We start from the raw sequence: 14,850 nt of genomic DNA, 5'->3' as shown, positions 1-14,850 counted from the left end.
GCCGGGAGCGGCGCCGTGGGCCGTCCACGTGACGGGGGCGGATGAGGAGAGGAGGGTGCGGTGGGTCAGCCGGGGAAGCCGTCGGTGGCGGGGTGGAGCCACCGGCCGCCCGCGGTGAACGGGAAGCCGGGGTCGGCATGGTGGCTGGGCCGGACCGGGTGGGTGCCGGTCACGCCGGTTCCCCGGCCGGGGCGGAAGGGCCCTGGCGGGCCGGGGGCGGGGCGGTGGAGTCCCGGATGACCACGTGGGTGCCGAGCACCGCGTGCTGGGCGGCCGAGGAGACCTCCCCCGCGCGCAGGCCCAGCGCCAGGCGTACGGCGGTGCGGCCGACCTCCTCGTACGGCACGTGCACGGTGGTCAGCTGCGGGCGCAGGTCGGTGGCCGGGTCGACATCGTCGTAGCCGGTGAGCGAGACGTCCTCGGGGACGCGCAGACCCCGGTCACCGAGTGCGGCCAGGGCGCCGGCGGCGACGGTGTCGGTGACGGCGCACACCGCGGTGAAGTCGCGGCCCTGCCGCAACCGGGCGGTCAGCTTCTCGTAGGCGTCGGCCCGGCTGAACTCGGTGGCGACGACGAGGGCTTCGTCGGCCGCCACGGCGTGGTCGGCCAGGGCGCGGCGGTAGCCGGCGAGGCGGCCGGCAGCCGTGGTGGAGCCGTTGGCTGCGGCGCCCAGGAAGAGGATGCGCCGGTGGCCCTGGGCCAGCAGCCGGCTGACCACGGCGTACGCGCCGCCCTCGTTGTCGTACTCCACGACGGTGGCGGGGACATCGGGGCCCAGCGGAGGGCGTCCGCACAGCACCAGCCGGGACCCGGAGGCGTCCAGGGAGTGCGCGATGGCCGTCATCTGACCGCGGTAGGCGGCGTCGTCGACCACTCCGCCGATGAGGATGACGGCACCGGCGCCCTGTTCGCGCATGGTGCGCACGACGGACAGTTCCCGTTCGGGGTCGCCCTGCGTGGTGCAGATCAGGCAGATCCGGCCGCGCCTGGCCGCTTCCTGCTCGACGCCGTGTGCGACCGAGGCGAAGGAGGCGCCGCGCACGTCGTTGAGGACGAAGGCGACGGTGGGGGTGCCGCGGCCGCGCAGCGCGCGGGCGTGGGTGTTGGCGACGTAGTCGAGGTCCTTGATGGCGCGCAGCACCCGCTGGCGGGTGCGCTGGGCGACCGGGTAGTTGTCGGCGAGGACGCGGGACACCGTGGCCATCGACACACCGGCCCGTAGCGCGACATCGCGCAGCGTGGCCGGCGCTCCGCCGGCCGGCGTCATGGCAGCGCTCCGCAGAAAGCGTTTCTCCTCATCCGGCGCAGTCTAACGGGAGGGGCCGGCACGTGACTTCGCCGCTTCACGCCCTTGACGTGCCCTTGGGCCGGTGTTCAGGCTGGGCAGACAACGTTTTCTGTCATGGGGAGCTGACCAGCACCAATGCCCAGCATCAACAACGGCGCGGGGCGGCCCGCCGCGCTGTTCGTCATGGACCCGGCCCATCTCCCCCGGCTCTTCCCCCCGGGTGTGCGCGAGCGGCTGTCGGGTGTGCTGCGGCTGCCGGACGATGCCGCGCCGCTCCCGGTGCCGGCCGGTGGCATCGACCCGGCGGAGGTGGAGGTCCTGATCACCGGCTGGGGCTGTGCGCCGCTGACCGAGCCGGTGCTGTCGGGGCTGCCCCGGCTGCGCGCCGTGCTGCACGCGGCCGGCAGCGTCAAGCACCACATCACCGAGGCGTGCTGGGAGCGCGGCCTTTCGGTGTCCTCGGCCGCCGCCGCCAACGCGCTGCCGGTGGCGGAGTTCACGCTGGGTGCGATTCTGCTGAGCGGCAAGGACGCGCTGGGCACGGCGGCCAGGTACGCGGCCGAACGCCGCCCGCCGGCGGCGGCACGTACCCACACCATGGGCAACTACCGGCGGCGGGTCGGCATCGTGGGCGCGTCCCGGATCGGGCGCCGGGTGATCGAACTGCTGCGCCCCTTCGACTTCGAGGTGGCGGTGCACGATCCGTATCTGCGGGTGGAGGAGGCGCGGGAGCTGGGAGTGACCGCGCTGCCGCTGGACGAACTGTGCGCCGTCAGTACGGTGCTGAGCCTGCACGCCCCGGCCGTGCCCGCGACCCGGCACCTGCTGGACGCCCGGCGGCTGGCGCTGCTGCCGGACGGCGCCACCGTGATCAACACCGCGCGCGGGTCGCTGGTGGACCAGAACGCGCTGGAGGCGGAGTTGGTGTCCGGCCGGATATCGGCGGTGCTCGACGTGACCGAACCGGAGCCGCTGCCGGTGGACTCACCGCTGTTCGGGCTGGAGAGTGTCCTGCTCACGCCGCACATCGCCGGGGCGCTGGGCAATGAACTGGAGCGGCTGGGCGAGGTGGTGGCGCAGGAGGCGGCAGCGCTGTGCGCGGGCCGGCCGCTGCGGCACCGGGTGCGGCGATCGGATCTGGACACGATCGCCTGAGCGCCCGTCCGGGCGGCAACCTCCGCCTCGCGGGCGGCGACGGACAGGCGGACGGGGCGTTCGGGCGACCGGGTTCGGCACGGCCGCGCGAACGCCGCCGTCCGTCACCCCTGTCCGTCTTCCTCTCACTCCAGGCGAGGGCATGTCCCCCTGAGGTCCGGGCGACGACGGCGCGCCGCGGTGGTGATCGCGGTGGCCGCGGCCGCCACGGGTCCGGGTACGGCGCTGACGGCTCCCGCGTCGGCGGCCCGGCCTCGCACCGACCGCCGTGCAGCCGGAGGTGAAGCGGGAGAGCAGCGCGGCGCCGCAGGTGGCGACGGCGGGCCGGCAGGCGCCGTCGGACATCGGCACGGCGGCGGAGTGGAATCCCCCGCGCACCTCGTCCGGCCGCTGAACGAGGTCTGGCAGCACGTGGAGCAGACCTCCCAGCTGATGGCCGACGGCGGTGGCCACCTCGACTACTGCGTGCGCCGGGAGTCCGACGCGCCGGTGAGCGCGCAGCTTCGGCCCGGGCCGGACGACTTCTACGACGGGACGCCGACAGGGGTTCCGAATTTCTTGATGAGGGCGGGTTCGGCAGGCCGGGTGACGGAGTTCGACGTGTGGACGGCGCGTGACGTCCGGCGGCACGTGAAGGGCCGCTACAACGTCCAGGTTGTCTGAGCCAGGATCCACGGGAGGCGGGCGGTGCCGGTGAGGCCCGGCACTCCCTCACCCGTACGGCGGCGCGCCGGATCCGCGCCCCGGTCCGCACATTGGTCTGGACATGACGCATCGCCCGGCGCTACCGTCGGAGTTGGTCTAGACCGCAGCACTCGCACCCGTGCACGGAGCTCTCCACCCCCCACATCTCCGGGAGCGAAGCATGCGCAAAAAGATCACCGCCGCCGCCACGGGGCTCGGGCTCGCCGCGATCACGGTGCTCGGCACCGGCGGCACCGCCCACGCCCACGGCTACAGCACGGCACCGACCAGCCGTCAGTCGTTCTGCGCCCAGGGCGCGGTCAGCAACTGCGGCGAGATCCAGTGGGAGCCGCAGAGCGTCGAGGGCCCCAAAGGCTTCCCGCAGGGCGGCCCCGCCGACGGACAGATCTGTGCCGGCGGCAACGCGCGGTTCGCCCAGCTGGACGATCCGCGTGGTGGCAGCTGGCCGGCCACCCGGCTGACGCCGGGTCAGGGCTACACCTTCAGCTGGACCTTCACGGTCACGCACAGCACCAGCGACTTCCGCTACTACATCACCCGCGACGGATACAACCCCAGCCAGCCGCTGACCCGGGCCGACCTGGAACCGCAGCCGTTCATGACCGTGCCGCTGGGCGGCCGGCACCCAGCCGCCAACGAGCAGCACCAAGGCACCGTGCCCACCCAGAAGTCGGGACGCCACATGATCCTCGCGGTCTGGGACGTCGCCGACACTCCGAACGCCTTCTACTCCTGCGCGGACGTGGACCTGTGAGGCGAGCGGTGACCGGTCGCTGACCGGTCCACCTCCGTGCCACTCCCCCACCGACCGCCGCTGCCGCCGGGTGCCACGCGATGACACCCCGGCGGCAGCGGCCACCAGTCGACGCGACGCAAGGCGCCGGGCGGGCGGCGGCGCCACGCACAGCGTGATCCGCCCGCGAGCCGGGACCGTTCGGTGGCTGCCGGCCGACCACGTCGAACGGAGCGTCGCTCGGTGATGGCGGACGGCGCTCCCCGGCACCACGCGCACCCGCCCCGGATCGCGGCAGCGCCCGGCGGGGGAAAACGCCGCGCCGTGGGCCGTGAACAGCCCCGGGGCCCGGTGCAGCGCGCCGCCCGTGGGCGGCGGCGCGATGCTCCGGGCCGGGGATGGAGCGGGCGCGGGAGGAGGCCGTCACCCACTCCCCGCGCGCCCGCGGTCCCTCATTGCAGCCAGGGGTGGCGGGCGACCAGCGGCAGCCGGGCCCAGGTGCCGCCGAGCCCCCAGGTCCGGCCGGCCGAGCACAGCGCGAGCACCACCAGAACGGCGATGTAGACGACATGCTGGTCCACCAGCGGGTTCGGGGACATGCTCGGCGAACCGTCCGACAGATGCCGGGCCGGCGGCCACTCGGCCACCCACAGCGTCAGCAGCATCAGGCCACCCGCCAGCGCGGTGATCCGCAGCGCGACCCCGGCCACCAGCGCTAACCCCACCCCGAGCATGCCTGCCATGTAGGCCCAGTCGACCCAGACCTGCCCGGCCCAGGAGTGGAACACCGACTCCAGCGGCCCGGAACTGACGCTGAGCAGATAGCCGCGGGCCGGCGAGCCGCCGTTCAGCCAGGAGTTCTGCGAGGCGGTCGCGTAGCCGAGGCCGAAGGTCTTGTCGATGAAGGCCCACAGGAAGATGACGCCGGTCGCGATCCGCAGCGCGGCCAGCGCGCGGCGGACCGTGAGCGGCAGCGGGGGGTCGGCCGCCGGTGGTGGGGAGGAGTGCCGGGAGGTGCGGACGGAAGGATCCGCGGTGATGGGGGATGGCATGGCGAGAGGCCCTTCTCGGTCATGGTCGTGGCGGGGGCGGCCGTCGGCCGGGGCTCGTGAACAGCGTCGGAGCCCTGCGTGCCTGGGAGCGCTCCCAGACGACGGCGCACTACTGGCACATCATGCGGAGCGGCGCCGCGTCCGCCCCGGACGGCCGCCCGGCTGGAGGCGGCGGTCGTCCGGGGCGAGGTCCGCTTCGGTCCCTGCCGTCCCTGACAGGACCAAAGCGGCGCGGCACCCGCGACCCGCCGGGGCTCCCCCGTACAGGGGTCCGGAGCGGCGGCACGACGGCGGGCGCGGAGGTCGGTGGGCGGTACGGCGGCCGCACGTGTCGCGGCGCGGCCGTGTCGGTGGGGCCGGGGCTACAGCCCTTCGGCCCGGCTTCGGCGGTTGAACGCGCTGCGCCGGTTGGCCTCGCGGAGCCGGGCCCGCAGCAGCGGGCGGTGGTCTGCGGACGGCCGGACGGCCGGGCGCTCACAGGGAATCCGGGGCACCGGCCCGGTGATCATGGGACGGCCCTGGGGGGCAGAGTGCGGCGTGACGTGGGGGATGGCATGGCTGCGGCCCTTCTCCATCGTGCGCGGCGAGCTGAACCACCGCTGAGTGGGAGCGCGCCACGCGACCCGGATGGGAGCGCTCCCACTCAGTGGGGATGCCCCTCATGGTGGGAGCACGGGTGTCCTGCGTCAACACCTCGCGCATTACTTTTCTGAAGGGGAATCAGCCCGCCGGACGCGGATCGGGGGGTGCCGGCTTCGTATTGCGCAGCCGGACACCGCTGAATCCCAGGCCCGCGGCGGTCACCGCCCTCCAGTACGGCCACAGGTTGTCGAGGACCCGCAACTGGATCCCGGCCGCCCGGTGCAGCTCCAGCAGGCCCCCACCGGCTCCGCCGGCCCCAGGGGCTCCACCGTGACGGTGGCGACATGGGCGTGCGGCACCGGCTGCCCGAAGGGCCGGAAGAGGGCGGCGGGCAACCGGTACGCGTACAGCCGGGTGGTGCGCATCCGCTCCAGCCAGTCGTACTCGATGGCGTGCACGCGTTCCCCGCCACCCGGGCCGATCAGACGCTCCCGGTCCTCCACGGTGGCGCCGGGCACCGTCCAGACCATGGCGCGCGGGCACTGGCGGGGGAACCAGTAGTCGGGGGCCCAGGCCGCGTCCACGGCCCACACGTACGGCTGCGGCTGCCGGGCGGTGCGGGCCACGTGGGGTACGAAACGGGCGATGGTGGGGTCCTCGGAGAAGTGCAGCACCTCACCGGGAGCGGGACGCATCCGTGCGAGCCGGGTCTAGGAGGGCTGCGGGTACGGGTCCCGGTCGCGCAGACCGAGGCGCCGGTGCTCGATGTGGTAGACGGCCTCGTCCAGCAGTTGCGCCACGTGATGGTCGTGCAGGCTGTAGACGATCCGGCGGCCCTGCCGGCTGCCGCTGACCAGGCTCAGGGTGCGCAGCAGCCGCAACTGGTGGGAGACGGCGGACTGTTCCATGCCGACCGCCGCCGCGAGTTCGGTGACCGGCAGTGGCCCCTCCCGCAGCCGGGCGAGGATGAGCAGCCGGGAGGGAGTGGCCAGCGCCTGGAGGGTCGCGGCCACGGATGCGGCGCTCTCCGCGTCCAGTTTGGCGGCCGGGGGGTCCCGGCGGTCGGCTCCATGTCCCATCCCCGCATGGTACGTGCCGGGCCCGGCGGTCCGGGAGAGCGGCCGTCGCGGAGAAAGCATTTCCGGGGGATTATCGGTGGTTTTCCGCGCGTGCTGGTGAATTGCGGTGGTGGCCGGGAAAAACCCGTTGATTTTGGCGGGTGCGGGCCGTGAGGCTTGGCAGGTTGCCCAGTTCCGCACGTACTGACTCTGGGATGTCATGCACATTCGCGATCTTCCGCATTCCGACCCCGGCGAACCCGACGTACGGTCCGGTTTCCGATTTCTGCTGTGGCTGTTCCGCAAACAGGTGGGCGGTCAGGTACAGGCCCTCCTGTGGGGCATTCTGCACCAGGCGAGCATCGCCATGCTGCCGCTGGCGCTCGGCCTGGTGGTCCAGGCGGTGGTGAACCAATCGGGCCGGGACCTGGCCCTCACCGGCCTGCTGATGCTCGGCATCACGCTCTCCATGACGCTGGCGGACACGATGCTGCACCGCCGCGCCGTCACCAACTGGATCACGGCGGCCGCCCGGGTCCAGCAACTGCTCGCCCGGCGCGCCACCCAACTGGGCGGGATGCTCACCCAGCGGGTCGCCGCGGGTGAAATCGTCAAGGTCTCCACGGGTGACGTGGAGAAGATCGGCTGGTTCGTCGAGTCGGTCTCCCGGTTCGGGGCCGCCGTGGTGGTGGCCCTGTCGGTGTGCACGGGCCTGATCATCTTCGAGCCGCAGCTGGGGCTGCTGGTGTTCGCGGGGGTGGCGGCCGTGGTGCTGTCCTTCGTCCCGCTGCTGCCGGCCGCCGTGCGCCGCGCGGACGCCGAGCGCGGCAAGTCCGGGCGGGCCACCGAACTCGCCTCCGACACCGTGGCCGGGCTGCGGGTGCTGCGCGGTATCGGTGGCGAGGAGCTGTTCCTGGACCGCTACCGCCGGGCCTCCCAGGAGGTGCGGGCGGCTTCGGTGCGCAGCGCGCGGATGTGGTCGCTGATCGACGCCGTGCAGGTGGTGATGCCGGGGCTGCTGCTGATCGCGGTGGTGTGGCAGGGAGCCGGGATGGCGAGTGAGGGCCGGATCTCGACGGGTGCGCTGGTCACCGTGTACGGGGCGGCCACGTTCTTGATGTTCCCGCTGCGGCTCTTCCAGGAGACGGCGATGGCGTTCACATTCTCGCGGCCCTCCGCCCAGCGGGCGGTGCGGGTTCTGGGGCTGCTGCGGGAGACCGGCGGGACGGACCCGGGGGCCGGGCAGCAGGGCCCGCTCGGTGGTGACCTGAGTGATCCTGCCAGCGGTGTGGTGGTCCGCGAGGGGCTGCTGACGGCGGTGGTGTGCGGGGATCCGAACACGGCCGAGCGGCTCGCCGAACGGCTCGGCGGGCATCCGATCCACGGCCGGGGTGAGCCCTCGGCGCTGCTGGGCGGCGTACCCCTGGACGAGGTGCCGCTGGCCACGGCGCGTACAGCCGTGCTGGTGCAGGACAAGGATCCGGTGCTGATGTCGGGGACGCTGCGGGAACTGCTGGCGGTGCCGTCCTCGGGGAAGGTCGAGGTGACGGCGGCGCTGGCGGCGGCGCAGTGCGAGGACGTCCTGGCGGCGCTGTCCCGGTCGTCCGCGGGCCCGGCGGGCGACCCGATGGAGGCCAGGATCACCGAGCGGGGCCGTTCGCTGTCCGGGGGGCAGCGGCAGCGGCTGGCGCTGGCCAGGTCGCTGGTGACCGACCCCGAGGTGCTGGTGCTGGACGAACCGACCTCCGCGGTGGACTCGCACACCGAGGCGCGGATCGCGGAAGGGCTGGTGGAGTTGCGGGCCGGGCGCAGCACGGTGGTGTTCACCTCGTCGCCGCTGCTGCTCGACCGCGCGGACGAGGTGGTGTTCGTGCCGGACGGACGGGTGGCCGCCACCGGCGGGCACCGGGAGCTGCTGAGCTCCCACGCGGAGTACCGGGCGGTTGTCACCCGGGAACCGCAGACGAGTCACTACGCCGAGGAGACGGCATGATGGGCGTTTCGCCTCCCGAGTACGATCCGGCGTCCGTGGAGCACGCCACCATCCTGCCGGTGGCGGGCCGGCACACGGTGCGGGCGTACGTCAGGGAGTTGCTGCGGCGGCACCGGGGCGCGTTCGCCCTGCTGGTGGGGGTGAACACGCTGGCGGTGCTGGCCTCCATGGTGGGCCCGTACCTCCTGGGTCGGGTGGTGCAGGATCTGGCGGCGGGCGCCGAGGAACTGCATCTGACGCGGACCGTCGCGCTGTTCACGGTGGCGCTCGCGGTGCAGGCGTTCTTCGTACGGATGGTGCGACTGCGCGGCGCGGTGCTGGGCGAGCGGATGCTGGCGGATCTGCGCGAGGACTTTCTGGTGCGCTCGGTGGCACTGCCGCCGGGGGTGCTGGAGCGCGCGGGAACCGGGGATCTGCTGGCCCGGATCAACACGGACGTGGACCGGCTGGCGCAGGCGATGCGCGAGGCGGTCCCGCAGCTGGCGATCGCGGTGGTGTGGGCGGGGCTGCTGCTGGGCGGCATCGTGGTGACGGCCCCGGCCCTGGGGCTGGGGGTGCTGATAGCGCTGCCGGTGCTGGTGGCGGGCTGCTGGTGGTACTTCCGGCGGGCACCGGCCGGCTACCGGGCGGAGGCCGCCGGGTACGCGGCGGTGGCCGCCGCCCTGGCGGAGACGGTCGACGCCGGGCGCACCATCGAGGTGCACCGCCTGGAGTCGGCGCGGGTGGAGCTGTCGGAACGCCGGGTGCGTGAGTGGACCCAGTGGGAGCGGTACACATTGTGGCTGCGCACCATCCTGATTCCGACGATCAACGTGTACCACGCGCTGATTCTGTCCGGGGTGCTGATGATCGGCGGCGTCTTCGTGCTGAACGACTGGATGACGGTGGGTCAGCTGACGACGGGGGCCCTGCTGGCGCAGATGCTGGTGGAGCCGGTCGGGATGATCGTGCGCTGGTTCGACGAGCTCCAGGTGGCGCAGGTGTCGCTGGCCCGGCTGGTCGGGGTGCGCGAGGTCGAGGACCCCGACGCGGATGCCTCGCTGTCGCCCGACGGGCGGGAGTTGACGGCCCAGGAGGTGCGGTTCGGTTATCTGGCCGGGCGCGATGTGCTGCACGGGGTGTCGCTGCGGGTGCCGCCGGGGACCCGGATGGCGCTGGTGGGCCCGTCGGGGGCGGGGAAATCCACGCTCGGCCGGCTGCTGGCGGGGATCTACGCGCCGGGCAGCGGTGACATCACGCTGGGAGGTGCGCGGCTGGCCGGGATGCCGGCGGAGCGGGTACGGGAGCAGGTCGCGCTGGTCAATCAGGAGCACCACGTGTTCGTGGGACCGCTGCGGGACAACCTGCGGCTGGCCCGGGAGGGGGCGACGGACGCCGAACTGTGGGCGGCGCTGGGCGCGGTGGACGCGGACGGCTGGGTGCGGGAGTTGCCGCGGGGTCTGGACACCGAGGTGGGCTCCGGAGCGGTGGCGGTGACCCCGGCCCAGGCGCAGCAGATCGCGTTGGCGCGGCTGGTGCTGGCGGATCCGCACACGCTGGTGCTGGATGAGGCGACCTCGCTGCTCGACCCGCGGGCGGCACGTGATCTGGAGCGTTCGCTGGGCCGGGTGCTGCACGGCCGTACGGTGATCGCGATCGCGCACCGGCTGCACACCGCGCACGACGCGGATGTGATCGCGGTGGTGGAGGACGGCCGGATCAGCGAGCTGGGCAGCCATGACGAGCTGGTGGCGGCCGGCGGGGCGTACGCGGCGTTGTGGCGCTCGTGGCACGGGTCCCCGGCGCGGGAGGAGGACGCCGGGACGGTGCGCTGAGGGGCCCGGCCGCGGAACGTGGCAGTCGATGAGTGCCGGGCGGCGGCCGGGTGACCCGGAGGCCGGGGTGGCGGGTCCTGTGGGGCCGCCAGCCCGGCCTCCGGGAGCCGGTTCAGGCGGCCAGGACCAGGGCTCCGATGCCGCTGGCGGCGCCGACGACCATGAAGACCGGCATCAACACCTTGTTCTCCACCCATGCGCCGGCCTTGAAACGCAGGACGGAGGGGGTGCCGATGGGGTACCAGCGGCGGCCCTTGATGGTCAGCGGCCACAGCATGGGGACGCCGGAGATGGTGAGGGCGTCGCCGAAGTTGTGGACCATGGCACCGAGCACGATGGGGATGCCGAGCCACAGGTAGGGCTCGCTGAACAGCCAGGTGGAGCCGTTGCCGGGCTCGTCCAGGACGGCGGCCAGGATCCAGGCGCTGGTGGCACCGAGCAGCCACACCAGGACGTCGCTGGACATCCGGGCCATCTTCCACAGCAGTCCCTCCACGGCGAGCACCATGTGGATGAACAGGATGATCAGCACCGCCCACCGGCCGAAGAGGACTGCGGCGGCGGAGAAGCCGACACCGACGGCCAGCGCCCAGGGGAAGGTGTGGGTGAGGGTGCGGTGGCCGCCGGAACGGCGCCTCTCGCGCTTGGCCCGGGTGGCGTTGTAGACGGCCACCGACAGCTTGTCGATCAGCCCGGCCAGCCATTTGGACGGTGGTCCGAAGGCGCGGGAGATCGTGGCGCCCTTCTGGTCGAGATCGGGTGCGAGGGCGGCGCCCGCGCAGATCAGCGTTCCGGCCAGCAGGACGGGCCAGGGCATCGGATGATCGGCGGCAGCCGCCGCCAGGCCCACCCCCAGCCAGGCCATCGCGCCGGACAGTGAATGCGCCGGTCCCATCATCTGGTAGCGCCCCCGCCTTCTACTCGTCGTCTGTGGAGTTCTGTTGGCGGCACAGCGTAGTCCCATGTGATCTTGGGATGAGAAGCCGGTTGCGGTTTAGCGCCTGGGTGCGGGCAGTATGGAGCGGTGACCCTTATCGATCAGATGCCTGCCGCCAACGACCCCGATGCCCTCTTTGACGCGTTCTCGTCATGGGCGGAAGAGCGGGGAATCTCCCTGTACCCCGCTCAGGAGGAGGCGCTGATCGAAGTGGTCTCGGGCGCGAACGTCATCCTGTCCACGCCCACCGGGTCCGGCAAGTCCCTGGTGGCGGCCGGCGCGCACTTCGCCGCACTCGCCCGGGACGAGGTGACCTTCTACACGGCGCCCATCAAGGCCCTGGTCTCGGAGAAGTTCTTCGATCTGTGCAAGATCTTCGGCACCGAGAACGTCGGCATGCTCACCGGTGACGCCTCGGTCAACGCGGACGCGCCGGTGATCTGCTGCACCGCCGAGGTGCTGGCCTCCATCGCGCTGCGGGACGGCGCCGAGGCGGACATCGGCCAGGTGGTGATGGACGAGTTCCACTTCTATGCCGAGCCGGACCGGGGCTGGGCGTGGCAGATCCCGCTGCTCGAGCTGCCGCAGGCCCAGTTCGTCCTGATGTCCGCGACGCTCGGCGACATGTCGCGGTTCGAGGAGGATCTGACCCGCCGCACCGGCCGCCCGACGGCGGTGGTCCGCTCCGCCACCCGTCCCGTACCGCTGAGCTACGAGTACCGGACCACCTCACTCACCGACACCCTCACCGAACTGCTGGAGACGCATCAGTCCCCGGTCTACATCGTCCACTTCACCCAGGCACAGGCGGTGGAGCGGGCGCAGGCGCTGATGAGCATCAACATGTGCACCCGGGCGGAGAAGGACCAGATCGCCGCGCTCATCGGCAACTTCCGCTTCACCACCGCCTTCGGCCGTAATCTCTCCCGGTTCGTGCGGCACGGCATCGGGGTGCACCACGCCGGGATGCTGCCCAAGTACCGGCGGCTGGTGGAGAAGCTGGCCCAGGCCGGGCTGCTGAAGGTCATCTGTGGCACCGACACCCTGGGGGTGGGGGTGAACGTCCCGATCCGCACGGTACTGTTCACGGCGCTGACCAAGTACGACGGCAATCGTGTACGGGTGCTGCGGGCCCGGGAGTTCCATCAGATCGCCGGCCGGGCCGGGCGGGCCGGCTTCGACACGGCGGGGTTCGTGGTGGCGCAGGCGCCCGAGCACGTGGTGGAGAACGAGAAGGCCCTGGCGAAGGCGGGCGAGGACCCGAAGAAGCGGCGCAAGGTGGTCCGCAAGAAGGCCCCCGAGGGCTTCGTGAACTGGAGCCAGTCCACCTTCGAGAAGCTCATCGCCTCCGAGCCCGAGCCGCTGACCTCCCGGTTCCGAGTGACCCACGCCATGCTGCTGTCGGTCATCGCCCGCCCCGGGAACGCGTTCGAGGCGATGCGGCGGCTGCTGGAGGACAACCACGAGCCGCGCCGGGCCCAGCTGCGGCACATCCGGCGGGCGATCGCCATCTACCGCTCGCTGCTGGACGGCGGCGTGGTGGAACGGCTGCCCGAGCCCGACGCCCAGGGCCGGATCGTGCGGCTGACCGTTGATCTCCAGGCCGACTTCGCGCTCAACCAGCCACTGTCCACCTTCGCCCTGGCCGCCTTCGAGGTGCTGGACCCCGAATCGCCCTCCTACGCCCTGGACATGGTCTCCGTCGTGGAGTCCACGCTCGATGACCCGCGCCAGATCCTCGCCGCACAGCAGAACAAGGCGCGCGGTGAGGCGGTCGCCGCCATGAAGGCCGACGGCGTGGAGTACGAGGAGCGCATGGAACGGCTGATGGACATCAGCTACCCCAAGCCGATGGAGGAACTGCTCTTCCACGCCTACGGCGTCTACCGCAGGAGCCACCCGTGGGTCGGGGACCACCCCCTGTCCCCCAAGTCGGTGGTGCGGGACATGTACGAGCGGGCGATGACCTTCTCGGAGTTCGTCTCGAACTATGAGCTGGCCAGGACCGAGGGCATCGTGCTGCGCTATCTGGCCGGGGCCTACAAGGCGCTGGAGCACACCGTCCCCGAGGACCTGAAGTCGGAGGATTTCCAGGACATCACGGCCTGGCTGGGCGAGTTGGTCCGCCAGGTGGACTCCAGCCTGCTGGACGAGTGGGAGCAGCTGGCCAACCCTGCCGAGGAGGACGCGGAGGAGGCCCAGGAGCGGGCCGACCAGGTCAAGCCTGTCACCGCGAACGCCAGGGCCTTCCGGGTGCTCGTGCGCAACGCGCTGTTCCGCCGGGTGGAGCTGGCGGCCTGGGACCGTACCGCCGAACTCGGCGCGCTGGACGGCGACGCCGGCTGGGACGCGGAGCGCTGGGCGCGCGCGATGGATGCCTACTGGGACGAGTACGACGAGCTGGGTACCGGCCCCGATGCCCGCGGCCCGAAGCTGCTGAGCATCGAGGAGCGGCCCGAGGACAGCCTGTGGCGGGTGCGGCAGACGTTCGCCGACCCGGCGGGCGACCACGACTGGGGCATCACCGCCGAGGTGGATCTGACCGCCTCGGACGCCGAGGGGCGGGCGGTGCTCCAGGTCGTGGATGTCGGCCAGCTCTGAGCGGTGCGCGCCCATCAGGCACCGCACGGTGCCGGGCCCGTTCCGGGTGCGGGGCGGACGGCCCTGGCGGCGCCGAGGTGGCGCTTCAGCAGGGACCGGTACCAGCGGACCTCTTCCGGGTCGGTGGCCCGCAGCACGTCGCGGATCGGTTCGTTGCGGGTGCCCCCCGGTGGAAGGCTGAGCAGCGGCGGGCGCAGCAGGGCGAGGTGGGCGCGCTCGTCGGGGTCCGGGACCACCTCGCGCAGCACCGGGGGTTCCAGGAGGGCGGCGGGCACCGCCGCCTTCTCCCAGGGGCCGGCGGCCTGCCGCATCAGCAGCGCGGTGCGGCGGCCGCGCCATTTCCTGGGCCGCCAGTCCTGCCCGGCCGCGAGAGCTTTGCGCAGTCCCTCGGGTGCGGCTCCGCGCAGCAGTTCGGGGCGGTGCCCGGCCAGGTCCCGCAACTCGCCGGCGGCGTAGCGCCAGACGAGCGCGTGGTAGCGGTTGAGGTGGAAGCCGACCGGGCTGAAGCAGCCGCCCCTGGCCAGCCGGGCGAAGCGGGCGGTGCTGATGCCGAGCAGGTCGGCACCGCCGGAGGCGTTGACCAGGTGGACGCGGTCGCGGAGTCCGGTGCGGGTGCGGCGGTCGCCGCGCAGCCGGTCGAGCGCGGCGCGCGGCACCCTGCGGCGCCAGGGTGCGCCGGCGCAGTCCACGGTGGGCAGCTCGTCCAGATCGAGTGCGGCCTCGAACTCGTGCCGGGTGAAGCCCAGTTCCCGGACGGTGGTGCGGATGGCACGGCTCCAGAGGCCGACGGGCACATCTCCGGCCCGCGGCCCGGTGTCGTCCTCGGGGAGGAGCAGCGGCGGTGCGGGAGGGGCCTGGGTGGGATCGTGGCCGGGATCAGCGGCGGGCGCCAGCCCTCCGCCGGGCCAGGTGGCACGGGGCAGCGGTGGTGG

General features: G+C 72.8%; 11 protein-coding genes and 1 pseudogene. 6 read left to right on the top strand and 6 right to left on the bottom strand.

The features are described from left to right. Positions 1 to 169 precede the first annotated feature (169 nt). Positions 170 to 1,267 (bottom strand): LacI family DNA-binding transcriptional regulator, encoded by a 1,098-nt coding sequence (locus tag H7827_RS28225; RefSeq protein ID WP_432747839.1) that lies wholly within the window; start codon positions 1,265 to 1,267, stop codon positions 170 to 172. Between the two features lie 156 nt (positions 1,268 to 1,423). Here H7827_RS28225 and H7827_RS28220 point away from each other — a divergent pair, with 156 nt between their 5' ends. The 3 genes from H7827_RS28220 to H7827_RS28210 all read left to right on the top strand — a co-directional run bounded on the left by H7827_RS28220 (position 1,424) and on the right by H7827_RS28210 (position 3,902). Continuing rightward, a complete protein-coding gene (locus H7827_RS28220) occupies positions 1,424 to 2,443 on the top strand; it encodes a hydroxyacid dehydrogenase (protein WP_432747838.1) in 1,020 nt (339 codons plus the stop codon). 360 nt (positions 2,444 to 2,803) lie between these two features. After that, positions 2,804 to 3,106: a hypothetical protein gene (locus H7827_RS28215; protein ID WP_432747837.1), complete on the top strand. Its 303-nt coding sequence runs from the start codon at positions 2,804 to 2,806 to the stop codon at positions 3,104 to 3,106. A 202-nt stretch (positions 3,107 to 3,308) separates the two neighbouring features. Next, the gene (locus H7827_RS28210) at positions 3,309 to 3,902 is read left to right on the top strand and encodes a lytic polysaccharide monooxygenase auxiliary activity family 9 protein (RefSeq protein WP_432747836.1); all 594 of its coding nucleotides are present in this window, start codon (positions 3,309 to 3,311) and stop codon (positions 3,900 to 3,902) included. Between the two features lie 431 nt (positions 3,903 to 4,333). Here H7827_RS28210 and H7827_RS28205 read toward each other — a convergent pair whose 3' ends face one another. From H7827_RS28205 to H7827_RS28195, 3 genes and pseudogenes are all read right to left on the bottom strand, one after another. Continuing rightward, a complete protein-coding gene (locus H7827_RS28205) occupies positions 4,334 to 4,933 on the bottom strand; it encodes a hypothetical protein (RefSeq protein WP_432747835.1) in 600 nt (199 codons plus the stop codon). 720 nt (positions 4,934 to 5,653) lie between these two features. Beyond that, positions 5,654 to 6,210 (bottom strand): annotated as a pseudogene (locus H7827_RS28200) (DUF6886 family protein). 15 nt (positions 6,211 to 6,225) lie between these two features. After that, a complete protein-coding gene (locus H7827_RS28195; RefSeq protein WP_030738523.1) occupies positions 6,226 to 6,594 on the bottom strand; it encodes an ArsR/SmtB family transcription factor in 369 nt (122 codons plus the stop codon). A 199-nt stretch (positions 6,595 to 6,793) separates the two neighbouring features. Here H7827_RS28195 and H7827_RS28190 point away from each other — a divergent pair, with 199 nt between their 5' ends. Beyond that, positions 6,794 to 8,566 carry an ABC transporter transmembrane domain-containing protein gene (locus tag H7827_RS28190; protein ID WP_432747834.1) on the top strand — a complete coding sequence of 591 codons (1,773 nt, stop codon included), beginning with the start codon at positions 6,794 to 6,796 and terminating at the stop codon, positions 8,564 to 8,566. Then, positions 8,563 to 10,380, top strand: coding sequence for an ABC transporter ATP-binding protein (locus H7827_RS28185; RefSeq protein ID WP_432747833.1), 1,818 nt, complete (start codon positions 8,563 to 8,565; stop codon positions 10,378 to 10,380). Before H7827_RS28190 ends, H7827_RS28185 begins: the two co-directional genes overlap by 4 nt. 112 nt (positions 10,381 to 10,492) lie before the next feature. On the opposite strand, the gene H7827_RS28180 is transcribed toward H7827_RS28185, so the two are convergent. Then, positions 10,493 to 11,278, bottom strand: a complete 786-nt coding sequence (locus tag H7827_RS28180; protein WP_432747832.1) for a metal-dependent hydrolase — start codon at positions 11,276 to 11,278, stop codon at positions 10,493 to 10,495. 126 nt (positions 11,279 to 11,404) lie between these two features. Here H7827_RS28180 and H7827_RS28175 point away from each other — a divergent pair, with 126 nt between their 5' ends. Then, positions 11,405 to 13,918, top strand: coding sequence for a DEAD/DEAH box helicase (locus H7827_RS28175; RefSeq protein WP_386541890.1), 2,514 nt, complete (start codon positions 11,405 to 11,407; stop codon positions 13,916 to 13,918). Positions 13,919 to 13,932: 14 nt separating this feature from the next. On the opposite strand, the gene H7827_RS28170 is transcribed toward H7827_RS28175, so the two are convergent. After that, positions 13,933 to 14,712: a DUF6397 family protein gene (locus H7827_RS28170; RefSeq protein ID WP_432747831.1), complete on the bottom strand. Its 780-nt coding sequence runs from the start codon at positions 14,710 to 14,712 to the stop codon at positions 13,933 to 13,935. Positions 14,713 to 14,850 lie beyond the last annotated feature (138 nt).

The sequence above is a fragment of the Streptomyces sp. JH002 genome, from assembly GCF_050916115.1.
GTDB lineage: Bacteria > Actinomycetota > Actinomycetes > Streptomycetales > Streptomycetaceae > Streptomyces > Streptomyces xiamenensis.
This window is presented reverse-complemented; position numbering and strand designations above follow the sequence as displayed.